This window comes from Myxacorys chilensis (assembly GCF_059505265.1).
In genome coordinates this window covers 26,645-44,645 of sequence record NZ_JCACKG010000242.1, presented here as the reverse complement: position 1 = coordinate 44,645, position 18,001 = coordinate 26,645, and the positions used below count along the sequence as shown (strand labels likewise).

General features: G+C 48.0%; 15 protein-coding genes. 11 read left to right on the top strand and 4 right to left on the bottom strand.

Going from position 1 to position 18,001, the window contains the following annotated elements:
- Positions 1-574: 574 nt before the first annotated feature.
- The 9 genes from AC5JLB_RS25100 (at position 575) to AC5JLB_RS25060 (ending at position 9,443) form a co-directional block, all read left to right on the top strand.
- Positions 575-2,473, top strand: coding sequence for a phosphodiester glycosidase family protein (locus AC5JLB_RS25100; protein ID WP_495876554.1), 1,899 nt, complete (start codon positions 575-577; stop codon positions 2,471-2,473).
- 183 nt (positions 2,474-2,656) lie between these two features.
- On the top strand, positions 2,657-3,058 hold the full coding sequence (locus AC5JLB_RS25095) for a phosphomannose isomerase type II C-terminal cupin domain (protein WP_495876560.1): 402 nt from the start codon (positions 2,657-2,659) through the stop codon (positions 3,056-3,058).
- A gap of 155 nt (positions 3,059-3,213) precedes the next feature.
- Positions 3,214-3,555, top strand: a complete 342-nt coding sequence (locus tag AC5JLB_RS25090) for a HesB/IscA family protein (RefSeq protein WP_495876553.1) — start codon at positions 3,214-3,216, stop codon at positions 3,553-3,555.
- A 156-nt stretch (positions 3,556-3,711) separates the two neighbouring features.
- Positions 3,712-4,092, top strand: coding sequence for a 30S ribosomal protein S12 (gene rpsL, locus AC5JLB_RS25085; protein WP_162422526.1), 381 nt, complete (start codon positions 3,712-3,714; stop codon positions 4,090-4,092).
- A gap of 167 nt (positions 4,093-4,259) precedes the next feature.
- Complete coding sequence (gene rpsG / locus AC5JLB_RS25080; RefSeq protein WP_495694744.1) at positions 4,260-4,730, top strand: 30S ribosomal protein S7; 471 nt, start codon at positions 4,260-4,262, stop codon at positions 4,728-4,730.
- 67 nt (positions 4,731-4,797) lie between these two features.
- Positions 4,798-6,921, top strand: a complete 2,124-nt coding sequence (gene fusA / locus AC5JLB_RS25075) for an elongation factor G (RefSeq protein ID WP_495876552.1) — start codon at positions 4,798-4,800, stop codon at positions 6,919-6,921.
- Positions 6,922-6,943: 22 nt separating this feature from the next.
- Entirely contained in the window at positions 6,944-8,173 is a 1,230-nt protein-coding gene (tuf, locus tag AC5JLB_RS25070) for an elongation factor Tu (protein ID WP_495876551.1), read from the top strand.
- A 144-nt stretch (positions 8,174-8,317) separates the two neighbouring features.
- Positions 8,318-8,635 carry a 30S ribosomal protein S10 gene (rpsJ, locus tag AC5JLB_RS25065; protein ID WP_162422530.1) on the top strand — a complete coding sequence of 106 codons (318 nt, stop codon included), beginning with the start codon at positions 8,318-8,320 and terminating at the stop codon, positions 8,633-8,635.
- A 151-nt stretch (positions 8,636-8,786) separates the two neighbouring features.
- The gene (locus AC5JLB_RS25060) at positions 8,787-9,443 is read left to right on the top strand and encodes an LON peptidase substrate-binding domain-containing protein (protein ID WP_495876550.1); all 657 of its coding nucleotides are present in this window, start codon (positions 8,787-8,789) and stop codon (positions 9,441-9,443) included.
- A gap of 2 nt (positions 9,444-9,445) precedes the next feature.
- Here the strand turns inward: AC5JLB_RS25060 and pheA are convergent, their stop codons facing one another.
- Positions 9,446-10,285 (bottom strand): prephenate dehydratase, encoded by an 840-nt coding sequence (gene pheA, locus AC5JLB_RS25055; protein WP_495876549.1) that lies wholly within the window; start codon positions 10,283-10,285, stop codon positions 9,446-9,448.
- Positions 10,286-10,480: 195 nt separating this feature from the next.
- Here pheA and AC5JLB_RS25050 point away from each other — a divergent pair, with 195 nt between their 5' ends.
- On the top strand, positions 10,481-11,062 hold the full coding sequence (locus tag AC5JLB_RS25050; RefSeq protein ID WP_495876548.1) for a DUF1997 domain-containing protein: 582 nt from the start codon (positions 10,481-10,483) through the stop codon (positions 11,060-11,062).
- Between the two features lie 353 nt (positions 11,063-11,415).
- On the top strand, positions 11,416-12,093 hold the full coding sequence (locus AC5JLB_RS25045; RefSeq protein ID WP_495876547.1) for a GNAT family N-acetyltransferase: 678 nt from the start codon (positions 11,416-11,418) through the stop codon (positions 12,091-12,093).
- On the opposite strand, the gene rnhB is transcribed toward AC5JLB_RS25045, so the two are convergent.
- The 3 genes from rnhB to AC5JLB_RS25030 form a co-directional block, all read right to left on the bottom strand.
- On the bottom strand, positions 12,079-12,756 hold the full coding sequence (rnhB, locus tag AC5JLB_RS25040) for a ribonuclease HII (protein WP_495876546.1): 678 nt from the start codon (positions 12,754-12,756) through the stop codon (positions 12,079-12,081). The genes AC5JLB_RS25045 and rnhB overlap by 15 nt on opposite strands.
- Positions 12,757-12,759: 3 nt before the next feature.
- Complete coding sequence (gene rne, locus AC5JLB_RS25035; RefSeq protein WP_495876545.1) at positions 12,760-14,907, bottom strand: ribonuclease E; 2,148 nt, start codon at positions 14,905-14,907, stop codon at positions 12,760-12,762.
- 403 nt (positions 14,908-15,310) lie between these two features.
- Positions 15,311-17,989, bottom strand: a complete 2,679-nt coding sequence (locus AC5JLB_RS25030; protein WP_495876544.1) for a TIGR03960 family B12-binding radical SAM protein — start codon at positions 17,987-17,989, stop codon at positions 15,311-15,313.
- Between the last annotated feature and the right edge of the window lie 12 nt (positions 17,990-18,001).

Sequence of the window (18,001 nt, the reverse complement as noted above, 5' to 3'; positions counted from 1 at the left end):
AGAGAATGCCGATCAAGATCACGTAGATCCAACAATCGAGTAAAAAAAACTGCTAGTCAAGCCCTACTATTCATACACTTGTCAACGAACAGACATTTAGTTCATCGAATCTTCAGTATCACACCGCTTAAGCAACTCAGGTTTCCTGCTAAGGCTGCGCTTAGAATTTAGTAGCTCTATACAAATCCATGTTAGAGATGCCCTCAATCCTCTAAAACTTGCCAAGCGTTCTTGCAAAGCTGCACGTTGAGGTAATCGTAACCGTCAAAACTCAATGGAGCAGCAGTAGATCAGGGAGAGGAGTATCCTTCAGGCAACTTCGCCGACTTTTTATAAAGGTTGAGTTAAGAATATTATAAAAAATTTATTGGCATAGCAATCCCCATCTGCCAACAAGCATGTAACGCTATCTTGACAATCTCTGTCGTGGTTTAGAGATTGGGAACAATCAACGCTTCGCTACCCTTTGAAAAAACCGTTGCGTTGGAACTCTTTGCCGCATCGATTCGACAGCACTAACAATCTGTAACTTCAAGCTGTAACTTCAAGTACAATACGCGGCGGCGATCGTTGAATGAGTTTCGAGGCTTTAGAAAACGTTGTGGTTAAGATTGACATTCTCAAACAGATTCGGTTAAACCGTTTCAAATCCTTGATTCTAGGGAAAACATTCCCCTCAAAGGTAGCGATCTTGATGCTCGTCACGCTGCTGATTCCACTCCCTAGTCGAGCAGATTCTCCTGGTTCTACTCCTCAGCCAACGTTAAGCCCAAAACCTCTGCCAGAGCGTTCGGTTTCTACTCCTCTCTCTCCTTCTACTCCCCTTTCTACACCGTTTGGCAACCGTCAAATTGTTCTCAATGGTCAACCGTTTTACGCAGCCTGGACTCAGTGGCAAGCTGGCAGTAGTTCTCGCATCGGCATCAGTGATGCTGCCTTAACTCAGCGTTTCGGAGTTCAGCTTCTTAGCACAACGAATGTGAGCCAGCAGCCAATCCAATGGTTCTCAGATGCAACAACGTCGGTTCTTCCAACGCGTGCCGATTCAACCTCTCGCTACCTCGACATCACAGAGCTTGCTCAGAAAAATGGCTGGCAGTTGCAGGCTGATGGCGATCGCTTAAACATCGCAACTCAACCCGCAAAGGTTTTAGCCATTCGTCAAGAGCAGCAGCCTTGGGGCGATCGCATTACGATTGATCTCGATCGATCAACTCCTTGGCAAGTTGATCCCCAAAGTCTCGAATTTCTACTGACTCTGAATGCTCAACTTGGCTTTGCTCCTCCTCAAGTCTTTAAGCCAAGTCCTGCTAACAAAATCCGAACGCTGCAAATCGAAACATCACCGACTCAAACTCGCTTGAGAATTGGTATTCCCTGGCGCGTGCGTCCACAAATTACAACTCAAGCCAATCGCATTATTGTCGATGTCGGGACTCCTTACCTAGCCGCAAAGGACATCGCTTGGCTACCCGGAGTGCGATGGCGGCAGCAGTACATTAGGGTTGGAGATGCCCAGTTTCCCACTGTTTGGTTAGAGGTCAATCCCAAGCAGCCCCAGTTAAGCTTTCGTCCAGTGCTATCCAACACAGATAGAGTTCCAGGGACTGCACCGTTGCTGCAAACGGCTCAGCAGACAGGCACGATCGCAGCAATTAACGGGGGCTTCTTTAATCGCATTAATCAGCTCCCCCTCGGAGCCATTCGCCTCAATAATCAGTGGCTATCTAGCCCAATTCTGAGCCGTGGCGTCGTTGCTTGGAACACCGATGGCAAGCTAAGGGTCGATCGATTAGTGCTGCAAGAAACTGCAATCGTCTCTAATCAACGCTTTCCCTTAACAACGCTTAACAGTGGCTATGTTCAAGCTGGAATTGCCCGTTACACTCCCGCATGGGGCACTTCTTACACCACCCTCTCGGACAACGAAATTTTAGTTCCTGTTCAAAATAATCAAGTCATTGAGCAAACCACCGTAGAGAAAGCTGGAAGTTCGGCTGCAATTCCCTCGAATGGATATTTACTTGTGCTGCGGTCAAATCGAAGTGCCGCCAGTTCTTTTTCAGTAGCTGCGCCTGTTCAACTCGAAGTGAGTCTGACGCCTCCCGATTTAGCTAACTATACAACTATCCTTGGCGCAGGACCTCTACTCCTCCAAAATGGGCAAACTGTATTAGATGCCACAGCAGAACGATTTAGTAAAGCTTTTATTGAAGAGAAAGCAGCCCGCAGTGCGATCGGACAAACGCTGGATGGCACAATTCTGATTGTTGCCGTCCAAGATCGAATCGGCGGAGTCGGCGCAACGCTAGGCGACACTGCCAATATCATGAAGCAGCTTGGCGCGACCAACGCCCTGAATCTAGACGGCGGAAGTTCGACGACACTGTATCTGGGCGGTCAGATTCTTGACCGTCCTCCCCAATCAGCCGCTCGTGTCCACAATGGCATTGGCGTCTTTTACCAACCCTAATCTCTTTGACACATGAGAATAAAGCCGATTTGAAGCTCAATAAAGACTTGGTAAAATTCTTCTAAACTGTCCAATTTCCAGTGGTGTCCATCAAAAGCGTTTGCTAGTCTTGGTGGGTGGAAAAACGAATCCAACATGAATCCGAACATAGGGAGGAGAGGAACGGTGGTACAAGCTAAAGAAATGGCGCAAGCTCCTACATTGACGCTATCTCCGTCTACAGTGAAAGGCGCAAGTGCAACAGAACTGCGTCCTTGGGGTTCATTTACAATTCTAGAAGAAGGACGAGGATACAAAATCAAGCGAATTGATGTAAAACCTGGACATCGCCTTAGCCTTCAAATGCATCACCACCGCAGTGAACATTGGATTGTAGTCTCAGGAACTGCTAAAGTCGTTTGCGGTGATGCAGAACTTACGCTTGGCAGCAATCAATCAACTTATGTGCCTCAATGCACTGCCCACCGTCTAGAAAATCCTGGGGTTATTCCTCTCGTTCTCATTGAAGTTCAGAATGGCGAATATCTTGGCGAAGACGATATTGTCCGGTTCCAAGACGATTACTCCCGTGCTAATAGACCGTAGCTAGGCACAATTCAATCTCTGAATATTTCTTTAGATATTTTTTTGAAGAGGCAATCAAAATTTTGATTGCCTCTTCTTGGTTTTTAGTCTAATTCTTGGTTTGGAGTCTTAAGAGCGATCGCACCAAGATAGGATAAAGCCTAGAAGCACTACTGATGGTTATCATGATTCAGATCAGCGATTCTGCACGTGAGGAGATCATTCGTTTACAAGCTAAACAATCTGCTCCAGACGCCTTTCTTCGCCTTAAAGTTGAAACTGGGGGCTGTTCCGGACTGCTCTACGTCACTAAATTTGACCGTAATCTTCAACCTCAGGATCAGGTGCATCACTATCAGGGAATTAATATTGCGATCGATGCTGAAAGCGTAGAATATCTCAACGGGCTAGCTCTTGATTTCTCTGAAGACTTGATGGGTGGCAGTTTTCGATTTCATAATCCTAAAGCAACAAAAATCTGCGGCTGTGGTGTCTCATTTACAGTAACAGAGAGCTAGAATAGGGAATCTGCTGTCTTGATCTGAACGCAATTCTAAATTGAATTTGACTGAACAAAAACACTTAAAAAAAAGTGTTTGACAGTTGTGCTGCCAGGTTGGTATGGTTAGTATTTGTTAAAAGTTGGAACAGGTCAAAACTGCGTACTCCATAACATGCCCACTATCCAGCAACTCATCCGTGACGAGCGCTTCAATGCTCGTAAGAAAACCAAATCTCCGGCGCTCAAGAGTTGCCCTCAGCGTCGTGGCGTTTGCACAAGGGTTTACACAACAACTCCGAAAAAGCCCAACTCCGCGCTGCGTAAAGTTGCACGGGTTCGTCTAACCTCCGGTTTTGAAGTAACTGCTTACATCCCTGGCATTGGGCACAACTTGCAAGAGCACTCTGTAGTCATGATTCGCGGCGGTCGTGTGAAAGATCTGCCAGGCGTTCGTTACCACATTATTCGCGGTACGCTCGACACAGCCGGAGTGAAAGACCGCAAGCAAGGTCGTTCTAAGTACGGCGCAAAGCGCCCGAAAGCCGCATCATAGCTTGAATTGTGCTAGCACGAATTATTAAACAGAAAACCTCTAGATTTGGATTATCCAAGTGTGGGGTCTGTTTACTAGCGATTATCTAGAACTCGAAAGTGATTCTAAGATTGCTAATTGAAACCTCTTAACTAACTGTTCAATTTCTCTTGAAGTGAAGGCTCACTATGTCTCGTCGCGTCGTCATCAAAAAGCGTCCTATTCCCGCAGATCCAGTTCATAACTCTCGCCTCGTCACAATGATGGTTCGGAGAATTATGAAGAGTGGCAAAAAGTCCTTGGCGTCTCACATTGTCTACGATGCGTTCGAGACAATCAAAGAACGCACCGGAACCGAACCATTAGAGGTGTTTGAGCGGGCAGTAAGAAACGCAACTCCCCTAGTTGAGGTGAAGGCGCGTCGGGTGGGTGGTGCAACGTATCAAGTCCCGATGGAAGTGCGAACCGATCGTGGTACTGCATTAGCATTGCGGTGGTTGATTCAATATGCAAGGGCGCGTTCAGGCAAATCGATGGCAACCCGATTGGCGAGCGAACTGATGGACGCAGCAAATGAAACTGGAAGCGCAATTCGCAAGCGCGAAGAAACGCACCGAATGGCAGAGGCAAACAAAGCCTTCGCACACTATCGGTATTAAAAAGTATAGAATCTTAATAGAACGGTAGTGTGATTTTGACTATGCAACAGATGCTAAGGAGGTAGCTGTGGCTCGTACCGTCCCGCTCGAAAGAGTACGGAATATCGGAATTGCTGCGCATATTGATGCGGGCAAGACAACAACAACAGAACGGATTTTATTTTATTCCGGCATCGTCCATAAGATTGGTGAGGTACACGAAGGTACTGCCACGACAGACTGGATGGAGCAGGAGCGGGAGCGGGGAATTACCATTACTGCTGCTGCTATTAGTACCCAGTGGACACGTCGCGATCCGGAAAAGCCGACTCAAGTTGGAGAAGGCGAACTAGAACACAAAATCAACATCATTGACACTCCTGGGCACGTAGACTTCACAATTGAAGTAGAGCGTTCCATGCGGGTACTGGATGGCGTGATCACTGTGTTCTGCTCCGTTGGAGGTGTGCAGCCTCAATCTGAAACCGTGTGGAAGCAGGCGAATCGGTACAATGTGCCTCGCCTTGTGTTTGTGAACAAGATGGATCGCACCGGGGCTGACTTCTATAAAGTCTATGGGCAGGTGCGCGATCGCTTACAAGCAAACGCAGTTCCCATTCAAATTCCAATTGGTGCTGAAGATCAGTTCAAAGGCATCGTTGATTTGGTGCGGATGAAAGCTTATATCCACAAAGATGACCTAGGTCGTGAGATTGAAGTCACGGATATTCCTGCTGACTTGAAAGATAGAGCAGAAGAATTCCGCGTCAAGTTGATCGAAGCTGTGGCGGAAACAAGCGAAGACTTGATGGAGAAATACTTTGGTGGAGAAGAGTTCACTGAAGACGAAATTAAAGCTGCGCTTCGTAAGGGCGTTATCGACAACACAATCATTCCGATGCTGTGTGGTTCTGCCTTTAAGAACAAAGGCGTTCAGCAGATGCTTGATGCTGTAATCGATTATCTGCCTGCTCCGATCGACGTGAAGCCTATTCAGGGCATCCTGCCATCGGGCGAAACGGCTGAGCGTCCACCTAAAGATGATGCTCCGTTTGCAGCCTTGGCCTTCAAGGTCATGACCGATAAGTTTGTAGGTCGTCTCACCTTCGTGCGGGTTTACTCTGGTGTGCTCGCTAAAGGAAGTTACATCTACAACTCTACAAAGGGTAAGAAAGAGCGCGTTTCTCGTTTAATCGTCTTGAAAGCAGATGAGCGAATCGACGTAGATGAGTTGCGGGCAGGTGACCTAGGCGCGATTCCTGGTTTATCTGATACCTTGACGGGTGATACTCTCTGCCCCGAAAACGACAGCATCATTCTTGAGTCGTTGTTTATTCCTGAACCCGTAATTTCTGTGGCGGTAGAGCCAAAAACGAAAGGTGACATGGAAAAACTCTCTAAGGCACTCAAGGCTTTATCTGAGGAGGATCCAACCTTCCGCGTCAACATTGATCAGGAAACTAATCAAACAGTTATCGCGGGTATGGGTGAACTTCACCTAGAAATCCTTGTAGATAGAATGTTACGGGAGTTTAAGGTTGAAGCAAACGTGGGTGCACCTCAAGTTGCTTACCGAGAAACTATTCGCCAACCAGTTAAGGCAGAAGGTAGATTCGTTCGCCAAAGTGGTGGTAAAGGCCAGTATGGTCACGTTGTGATTCAAGTTGAGCCTGGTGAAACAGGCAGCGGTTTTGAGTTTGTCTCTAAGATCGTTGGTGGCTCGGTTCCCAAAGAGTATATTGGTCCGGCGGAAGCAGGAATGCGTGAAGCGTGTGAGTCTGGCATCATTGCTGGATACCCGCTCATTGACATTAAAGCTACTTTAATTGATGGCTCTTATCACGACGTAGACTCCAACGAAATGGCATTTAAGATTGCTGGATCAATGGCAATCAAAAGTGGCGTTATGAAAGCTTCGCCTGTGCTACTTGAACCGATGATGAAAGTCGAGGTTGAAGCACCAGAAGATTTCCTTGGAACTGTTATGGGCAACCTCATCTCCCGAAGAGGTCAAATTGAAGCTCAGGGTGTAGAGCGGGGTATTGCTAAAGTAACGACCAAGGTTCCGTTGGCAGAGATGTTCGGATATGCTACGGATATTCGGTCAATGACTCAGGGACGAGGAACTTTCACAATGGAATTTAGCCATTATGATGAAGTACCTCGCAACGTTGCTGAGACGATCATTGCAAAAAACAAAGGGAACGCTTAATCAGGAAGAGGAACTGTAACTCATGGCACGCGCAAAATTTGAACGGAATAAACCCCACGTTAACATTGGAACCATTGGTCATGTTGACCATGGTAAGACTACATTAACGGCTGCAATCACGATGACTCTCTCTGCTCTGGGTCAAGCGGTAGCCAAAGGATATGCAGATATCGATGCAGCTCCTGAGGAGAAGGCGCGCGGTATCACTATTAACACTGCTCATGTGGAGTATGAAACCGAATCCCGTCACTATGCTCACGTGGACTGTCCCGGCCACGCGGACTATGTGAAAAACATGATCACGGGAGCTGCTCAGATGGATGGAGCAATTCTTGTGGTGTCCGCGGCAGATGGTCCGATGCCTCAAACCCGTGAACACATTCTGTTGGCTCGTCAGGTTGGCGTTCCTCGTCTGGTAGTCTTCCTAAACAAGAAAGACATGGTAGACGACGAAGAGCTACTGGAACTCGTCGAACTTGAGGTTCGTGAGTTGCTAAGTTCTTACGAATTTCCCGGTGATGATATTCCCATCACGGCTGGCTCTGCATTGCAAGCAGTAGAAACGATGACGGCTAATCCGAAGACTAAAAAAGGCGAGAATGAGTGGGTTGACAGTATCTATGCTCTGATGGATTCTGTTGATGAATATATCCCGACTCCCGAGCGCGACGTGGACAAGCCGTTCTTGATGGCGGTAGAGGATGTCTTCTCCATTACAGGTCGTGGTACGGTGGCGACGGGTCGTATTGAGCGCGGCACGGTTAAGGTGCAAGATGAAGTTGAATTGGTCGGCATCAGAAAAACCCAGAAGACGACTGTAACGGGTATCGAGATGTTCAAGAAGAGTCTCGACCAAGGTATGGCAGGTGATAACGCCGGCATCTTGTTGCGGGGTCTCAAGAAAGAAGATATCGAGCGGGGCATGGTGCTTGCTAAGCCCGGTTCAATTACACCTCATACCAAGTTTGAGTCTGAAGTGTACATCTTGAAGAAAGAAGAAGGCGGTCGTCACACTCCGTTCTTTCCTGGATATCGTCCTCAGTTCTACGTACGGACAACTGATGTAACGGGAACGATCAGTGACTTTACATCGGATGATGGCAGCACGGCAGAAATGGTAATGCCGGGCGATCGCATCAAGATGACAGTGGAACTGATCAACCCGATCGCAATTGAGCAGGGAATGCGCTTTGCAATCCGCGAAGGTGGCCGCACTGTTGGTGCAGGTGTTGTCGCAAAGATCTTGAAGTAGTGATACGTCACTAGCTTGAAGCTATCAGTGGCCAGCCTATTTTGGCTACTGATAGCTTTATTATAAGCATCGTACGTACATAGCACTGCTTGGTAGAGCGGTGCTATGTAACTCTGAACCACGAAAACTTGAGTATTAATTCCAATGGCAACTATTCAGCAGCAAAAGATTCGAATTCGTCTGAAAGCATTTGATCGCCGCCTCCTTGATACGTCTTGCGAAAAGATTGTAGACACTGCAAATCGTACTAATGCAACTGCGATCGGTCCAATTCCACTTCCAACTCGTCGCCGAATTTATTGTGTTCTGCGATCTCCCCACGTCGATAAAGACTCGCGGGAACACTTCGAGACCCGCACTCACAAACGGATTATTGATATTTATCAGCCGTCTTCAAAAACGATCGATGCGTTGATGAAGCTTGATTTGCCTGCAGGGGTTGATATTGAAGTCAAGCTGTAAGCTTGTTGGATGTTCGATACTAGAAGGATGTATGGAGGTTTTATCACTCTGTGCATCCTTTTAATGTTTTGATGAGAAACCTTCTAACGCCTCATTTTCCAGAGCGAATGGGCTACAGTAGAAACAGAAGACACCGTTTAACTTATAGGTAATGACTTCCTTCTCATCGATCGCAGTCCGCGAGCTTCCAATATTTCCATTGCCTGAAGTTGTCCTGTTTCCTGGGAGACCGTTACCCCTCCACATCTTTGAATTTCGCTATCGCATCATGATGAATACGATTCTAGAAGCGGATCGGCGCTTTGGTGTGTTGATGTGGGATCCAGTGAAAGGTGAGCCTGCAACCGTAGGATGTTGTGCCGAAATTGTGCAGTTTCATCGGTTGCCGGACGATCGAATGAAGGTTTTGACCCTTGGACAACAGCGCTTTAGAGTTTTGGAGTACGTGCGTGAGAAGCCTTACCGAGTTGGGCTAGTTGAATGGATTGAAGATGAGGCTCCAAGCCAAGATCTTAGACCTATGGCAAATGATGTTGGTCAGTTGCTGCAAGATGTGGTGCGGCTGTCTGCAAAACTGACGGGTCAAGAAATTGAGCTGCCAGAACAGATTCCTGATTTGCCAACGGAGTTGTCTTACTGGATTGCCAGCAATTTATATGGAGTTGCGGATGAGCAGCAGGCGCTTCTGCAACTTCAAGACACTGCCGCTCGGCTTGAGCGCGAATCTGAAATTTTAATGTCTACTCGCAATCATCTTGCTGCTCGAACTGTTTTAAAGGATACATTGGGCGATGTGATTGAAGAGTAGCGCTATTGAGACAGGAAATCGTAACTGCCAAAAATTTTGAGCGTCTCGGTACACGTTAGTAGTTCTCTCAAGGCACTTTGAGTTGCAACCTGTCTCACGTCTGCTTCTAAATCTACAAAAAATAAGTAGTCGCCTAGCGATCGCTTACTGGGGCGCGATTCGATTCGGCTCATATTAATGTTGCGCTCTGCAAATACCTGGAGAGGCTTAAGCAGCATTCCAGGATGATTTGCGCTGAGACTAAATGCTAGTGAAGTGTGGGTTCCACCGGAAGAAGGATCTAAACTTAGCACTAGGAAACGCGTGCAATTATCTGGGTAGTCATTGATAGGGCATGCCAGAACCGAAAGATTATAGAGTTCAGCGGCACGTTGAGACGCGATCGCAGCACTTGTCGCATCTTCATTTAGGTGTTGTAATGCTTCTGTTGTCGAATTTGCGGCAATGCGCTGAGCATTTGGAATGTACTTGTCTAACCATTGTTGGCATTGAGCAAGGGCTTGAGGGTGAGAATACACAACTCGAATTGTATCTAGGTGCGGTGATTGGGTAATCAGTGCGTGATTGATCGGCAACACGAGTGCTTGTTGAATTTGTAGTCGATCCAGTCGCCAAAGTGCATCCATCGTCATCGTAACGCTGCCTTCGATCGAGTTCTCAATTGGAACAACTGCCAATTGAGCTTTACCGTGAGCTACTGCTTCTAGCGTCTGAGCAATACTAGGATAAGGACACAAATCCGCCTCTTGCCCGGTTTCCGCTTGAAACCAATTTAGAAAAATTAGAGCGGCAGCTTCAGCATATGTGCCATTAGGTCCTAAGTGAGCGATCGCGGTTGTCATTATGGTTAATCTGCGTCAAGCAAGGATATCAAGAGCTTGTGACATAGAAGTACGTGCTTTAACAAAGTTTCTCAGGTTTCTCCAACCGTAAGATCAACTATTTATGTTTATATTTCAAAAGATTGACTTGAAATCATGAGAAGACCTTTAAGATTGATGAATGCTTCGAGAATCTTTATCTCTTAACAAAATTAAATGCATATCCGGTTTACTGCATCTCAAGCGGTTGAACTCCTTGTTCCAGAGCAACCTATCCACATTGCAAACTATCTTAGTCAACCGCAAAGAGTGGTCAATGCATTATCAGCGTCTAGCCAGATTGAAAAAGTGGCGGAAGGTTGCTACCGCTTAACGATGCGACCGCTCAAATTCATGTCGCTTAGCATTAAGCCCGCCGTTGATCTACAGGTCTGGGCAGATGACGACGCAAGAGTGAATGTTCAATCTATGAACTGCGAGTTGCAGGGTATGGAATACATCAACGAACGATTTATGCTCGATCTGAAGGGGCAGCTTTATCCCCTTCAAAAACATGGATCCACTTACCTAACTGGACAGGCAAATTTAGCTGTAGAAGTCGATTTACCACCGCCCTTTTCCTTGACACCACGATCGCTGCTTGAAACCGCGGGCAACGGTCTTCTCGCTAGTGTTTTAGGAGGGTTCAAGCAGCGTCTACTGCGCCAATTAATTCTAGATTATCGGCAGTGGGTAGATTCTCAAGTCAACTCAGTTCAGAAAACGAACCCTTCTGTCTCTACCAAACTTTCTTATTAATGAAAATGATGTGATGAATTGAGTGATCAGAGTTAGCGTTCTAGCCTCGACAAACAGTAATTGGCTATACTTTTGACCGATAAAAATGGTGGAAAGTGATGAACGTCTACTCGTGTGAAGGTTTTGCTGAGGCATTTCGTGCTGCCTACTACTCGGAGACAGCTATTAAACCTGCGCTGTTTAGTTTAGGGAACCAAGTCTGGCAACTACCTGCTATAAACTCAACTCGACCTATCGTTCTTGATTCTTTTTCGACCTCTTTTATTGATTTTTACGAACCTTGTCGCTCTTTAGATGCGCTTGAAGGTGCTAACTTGCGCCAAATAAGTTACTTGCCAGCAGTATCTCATGGCATGGTCACTACAACAGAGTGGCATGAGAGGCAGCTAGATCAGGCCTATACGGCAGCGCCTACAATTTTGTGGAAGAACTTTCAGACGTGGGGCGATTTTGTCGACCACGTCCAGCAAAATCGTTCTAATGCTTTCGCTGATTCCCGCCGGCGACGTCGCAAGCTAGAAAAACAGGTGGGAAATTTAACCTTTCTGTTTGACGATCGCAGACCGGAGACTATGGCAACTTGCATGAAATTAAAGTCTGCCCAATATCAGAGATCAAGATGCACAGACCACTTCCTTCATGAGCCGCACATTCAATTTTTTAAGGAGTTAGCGGAAAGAAATTTGCTGGTAGTTTCTAGCTTAAGTTCAAAAGATCAAGTGATTGCAGCCCATATGGGATTACTTGCCAACGGACGGTTATATTTTTGGGTTCCAGCTTATGACGTAAACTTCTCTTCCTGTTCGCCAGGACGCTTGCTCCTTGAAATGCTTCTAGAGGAAAGCTTTAACCGCGAACATACAGAATTTGATTTTCTTATTGGTGGTGAAACCTACAAGTGGGACTATGCAACCCATACACGGCTAATTGCAGAGTTAGGCTCTCGCCCACTTTCGCTAAGGGCAAGCTTAACAGCGCAGAGCCTTAAGCAGAGTGTAAAGCGATCGCTGAAAACTTTAATTCGGGCTTAACTTGCTATTTGAATTTGCTGCGGCTGTTTCATCTAGTAGCTCTAGCTGCTGAACGATCTGCTGCACAGGCGCATACGTTCGACGATGGTAAGAAGTAATTCCCAGGCTTTGCATTGCTTGAATGTGCTGCTTCGTGCCGTATCCAACGTTCTTCTCCCAGCCATAGCCTGGACAGCGCTTGGCTAATCGTTGCATGAAGTGATCGCGCCTGACTTTCGCCACGATCGAAGCACAAGCGATCGCATAAGACGTTGCATCGCCATCAATAATTGCCGTATGCGCTCCGAGATCAGCGTGTTTAATAGTGCGTCCGTCAATTAGGGCATGATCGTAAGGCAAAACACGGGAGAGAGATCGCTGCATCGCTAAGTAGGACGCTCGAAGGACATTAACTTGCTCAATTTCTCGAACGGTAGCCATTCCAATTCCAACCACGATCGCCTGGTCAAGAATTTGAGCAAATAACCGTTCTCGCTGCTTTAGAGAAAGCGACTTTGAGTCTTTAACACCCTCGAGCGGTGTGCAGAACGCAGGGATGGCGACAGCGGCAGCCACAACTGGACCCGCAAGGCACCCTAAACCCACCTCATCCACACCCACAAGGCGGAGCATTCCTTCTTGCCAAAGGATAGACTCCGCATCAAGATTTGGTGTCTGACTCACGCTCTATTCGGCTACCGCCGCAGACGAACGACGGCGACGACGGCGGGGCGGTTCCTTCTCATCAGCTACCGTTGGATCCAGTTCGGGTTGTTCAGGTTGATCATCGACTTCAGAAGATGTTGCGCTGGACTCAAGGTCATCGGATGCAACCGTACTGGACTCAATTTGATCGGGTGCGACACGAACTGCAATATCCTCTTCCTCATCTTCCACGTCGACGTCAGGCTCAACCGGAGACGCGATGGAAACTGGCGGAGCTTCGCCTGGAAGAGTAACTGCGACGATCGCAGATTTAGGATTCTTCACTTCTTTATCGGTCAAAATGAGTGGAGAAATTCCCATCCACGCATACACGTCTTGCTCCTCCGGCGTCATCTCAACGTGAATGACTTCGGGTGGATCGAGAACAGGCTTCATGCTACCGCGCCGCGATCGCCCACGCCGTTCTTCAGAAAATCGAGGCTCTCGCTCTCGCGGCGTAAAGGTTTCCTCGACGGGAGCCGACTCTTCTAGTTCCAAATCATATTCTGCACGGGCTGGATACTCTGATCTTATTGGAGCATCTGCACGAGTTGGATATTCCGCTCTCGTTGGGGCAGGAGTCGGAGTGTAACGATTCGGCTCCTCCCACGGAGTTGCTTTTGAAGGCACCTCGCGAGTAAACCCTTCACGCCGATTACCAGCACCATTTCGGCGACGACGACTTTGATTAGAACGATTCCGCTCTTGATAGCTAGGGTGATGCAGAATGTCTAATTCTTGGTCATTGCCTTCAAGCTCTGGCTCTTCACCCCCATCCCAGAATGCTTCAGTTGCAACAGGCTCGCGATCGCGGCGAGGTTCTACCCGACGAGGTTCCCGCTCTCGCAAAGCCACTGCAGAACGCTCTATGCTCTCTCCCTCTTCATCATGGGTTTCTCCAGGAAGATGTACCAACTGCCCCAAACCGGCACAGGTCGGGCACGGTCGCCCAAACATCTCATAGATATTCTTCCCTTGACGTTTTCGAGTCAGTTCAATCAGTCCAAGTTCAGTCAGTTGGGAAATTTGAGGTTTTGCCTTATCGCTACGGAGGGCTTTATTGAAGTGTTCAAGCACCTGCAACTGATCGCGACGCGCATCCATATCGATGAAATCGACAATGATGATGCCCGCAATGTTTCGGAGTCTCAGTTGACGCGCAATCTCGGTAGCAGCTTCACAGTTTGTCCACAGCACTGTCTCTCGTGCGGTTGCAGAACGAGTAAAGGAGCCAGAGTTAACGTCGATCACGGTCAGAGCTTCGGTTCGCTCGATGATGACGTAGCCACCTGAAGGTAGGTCCACTCTAGGTTTCAGAGCTTCGCGGATGGCAGCATTCACGCGGAAGTATTCCAAAATAGGAACACGATCGCGGTGATGATCAATCAATACGCCTTGGGGTAGCTTTCCGCCGCCCCAATTCATCAACTGCTGCTTGACGCGCTTTAGCCCTGTGTGGGAATCCACGACAATCCGGTTGACATCAGCGTTGTAAACATCACGCAACACGCGTTGGATAAAATCATCGTCCCGGTTCAGCAAGGCTGGGGCACGAGTTGAATTTGCTTCTTGAAGAATGGATTCCCACTGGCGCTGGAGATTTTCTAAGTCCTCCATGATCGCTTCTTCGGGCATTCCTTCAGCTTCTGTGCGAATGACGATGCCCATTCCCGCCGGTTTTACCAGAATCGCCAAGGCTCTTAAGCGATTGCGTTCATTTTCATTGCGGATTCTGCGAGACAAATTTACGCCACGACCGAATGGCATTAAAACTAAATAGCGCCCAGGCATCGATATGTTGCCGGTCAAGCGAGGTCCCTTGTTACCGGTCGGCTCTTTCATCACCTGAACCAACACCTTCTGCTGCGGAGCCAACAGTTCAGTAATGGAACCTGCCGAGCGCTTTAATCGCAATGGTCCTAAGTCAGAAACATGAATAAATCCGTTGCGCTCAGAATCACCAATATTAACAAAAGCGGCATCAATGCCGGGTAAGACGTTTTCTACAACACCTAAATAAATATCACTAACTTGGTGGCTACCAGTTGCAACAATTAGTTCTTGAGTTTGGTCTTCTGAAAAAACGGCAGCAATTCGATGCTGCTCCGCGATAACGATCTGCTTTGGCATTCAATTTCCTCAAAGTTTGATTGCGATCGAGCCATTACTGAAGTTTTGCTCTTCTCGCAGAGAATTAGGTGTGAGATTATTCAGCTAAACCTCAACTACCATCTAAAACTGGGCGACTCATCGCTTGAGATGCTTAAGACGCTACCATCAAGGAAGCTACCACCGTAACAGACGAGTCAATTCGTGAGCTTCGGTCAGTAGAACAGTGAACCCCTACTCAGAAGCAACCACTGTACGTTATGAAGAATGCGCGAAAAGTCTAGCAAGAAAGCTGAGGAGTCTAAAGACGGATCTTCCGGCGGCGACCACGGAGAACGTTTAGCCTATATCAGCCTCTGATGCATTGCATTATAGCGTGCAGACTTAACATATGCACAAACTTTACGGTTTTTATAGCAATGGACTAAGCGATCGCATCCTCTACCTGACCGATTGCTGCTAGAAAAAGCTGGCAGCGATGAATCGAGAGGAGGCGGAATTCATGCCCTGCGACCTGTTCTAACATACTTACAACGTGCTCTGGACGAAGCATTGTGCCGTCATTACGGCAGCTTCCAATGTAGCGAAGTACAGCTTGGGATGAGTTGGGCGAGATATTAATCAGAGAAAGCGCAAATAAGCGATCGCGCCCATTAATTTGATGTACTTTGCCGGATTTCGTTTTTTGCTCTAACCACACTTCAGTCTGCGATAGAACCGATTCAACCCAAGTTTGCCAGTTTGAGAGTGCAGACTGAGCGGCAACATCTACCGTAATTTCATATTCTGCTTTTTCTAATATCTGAGTTGCAGCGGGGGTTTTGAGACTTACCTCTTCAACAGTGTGAACAGGTAAGTTAACCGGAAGATGAGTACTCAGCTTGTGGCGGAAGTCTTCAAGGTCTAGCGATCGCGTCAACTCAAAATCAACAATTTCACCCGAACTTGTGACACCAAGCGGCAATGCATTTGCGGCAACAATACGGGGACTGGGATGAAATCCTTGCGTAAATGCAATTGGAAGCGCCGCACGCCGCACGACCCGATCAAATAAACGCATCATATCTAAATGACTTAATAGCGCCATGTCTCCTACCTTGCCCAACCGCACCCGGATGCGCTGCACGCGATCGGGAACTGGCTTGAAATGCCCATCAAACTGAGGAATTGGTAGAGGCGGAACAACGACATTGTGGCCAAAATCGGTACTACACACCCCGCAGTGAGAACACCCGTCAAACGAGCAGTCTGGAACGGTTGCTGCTTCTAAAGCTTTTTGGAGGTCATCTTTCAACCACTGCTTATCAATTCCAGTATTGAGATAATCCCACGGTAACGGAGCATCCAGCGAAGCTGCACCTGCCGCCTGTTCAAAAACATTCCATTCTCCGCTTTCAACCTGGCGATATTTCCAGCCAACACCCGATTCTTCGATGGCTTGCGTCCATGCGTCATACGCACGATCGAGGCTTTCCCACCAGGCATCCATGCCCGCACCCAACTCCCAAGCCCGTCGAACAACGGCTGCTAACCTGCGATCACCCCGACCGACAAAATCTTCCATTGCAGAAATTCGGACATCGGTAAAGTTAATCTTGACGCCCCGAATCGAACGAAAAGCGTCTTTGAGAAGATTCTGTTTGCGCTTAAACTCTGTCGTCGAGACAGAATGCCATTGAAACGGCGTGTGGGGTTTAGGTGTGAAGTTAGAAATTGTCACGTTGAAATCTAACCGTCGTCTGCCCTGCTTGCTGCATTCGCGGCGCAGCCAGCGCAAGGTGTCCGCAATTCCTAGCACATCTTCATCCGTTTCACCTGGCAACCCAATCATGAAGTAAAGCTTGACCTTATCCCAACCTTGCTCATGGGCTGTCTTGATGCCGCGAAGCAATTCTTCATTCGTCAAGCCCTTGTTAATGATGTCTCGCATCCGTTGAGTGCCTGCTTCCGGGGCAAAGGTGATACCGATCGGGCGAGTTCCACCAATGATGTGAGCAATGTTTTCGTCAAAGCGATCGACACGCTGGCTTGGCAGAGAAAGCGAGATATTCTCGTCTTTGAGACGGTTTTTGATCTCAACCCCGACCGCAGGCAGCGCGAGATAATCTGAACAGCTGAGCGACAAGAGCGAGAATTCGTTATACCCCGTTGCTTGCATTCCCTGCTCGATCGCATCAATTACCTTTTCTGGCTCTACATCCCGCGCTGGGCGAGTCAGCATTCCGGGCTGACAAAACCGACAGCCGCGAGTACAGCCGCGTCGAATCTCGATTGTGAGGCGATCGTGAACCGTCTCCACGTAGGGAACTAAGCCAATTGAGTAAGCTGGGATCGGATCGGCAACCCGACGCAGAATTCGGGCCGGAACATCTGGATGATTTGGATGAATCGAACCATCAGCCGCCATGTCATAGAAGTGGGGGACATAAACGCCTGGAACTTGCGCCAAATCGAGCAAGATCTCTTCACGGCTCAGTTTTGCGGCTTTGCCTTCCTCAAGCACTAGCCCAATTTCGGGCAACAGTTCTTCACCATCACCGAGGGCAACAAAATCGAAGAAGTCGGCGTAGGGTTCAGGGTTAGAAGTTGCCGTCTGCCCACCTGCAAAGATTAAGGGGTAATCAGTCCCCAATCGTTCTCGCCACGTTAACGGGATGCCTGCCAGGTCGAGCATCTCTAAAATATTAGTCGCCCCTAGCTCGTAGCTTAGACTAAACCCTAGAATATCGAAATCAATTAGTGGACGACGGGATTCGACCGCAAACAACGGAGTGCCCGTAGCGCGAAGCTTGGCAGCAAAGTCGGAAGCGGGAAGGTAGGCGCGATCGCACAATTGCCGGGGTTGGGTGTTCAGAATGCTGTAGAGAATGATATGTCCCAAATTAGACGCACCCACTTCATACACTTCTGGGTACGTTAAGACCCAACGAATGGTGCTGTCTTGCCACGGCTTATGCACTGCGCCTAGCTCATTTCCCAAATACCGAGCCGGGCGAAGAATATCCGAGGTGAGGAGTTCTTCGACAGCAACAGTTTGGTCGCGCTTCTTAGGGGGAGCATCCGTTGGAATTGCCACGATGACTTTGCCTAGCAGAGAGGACATAGACTATCAGTA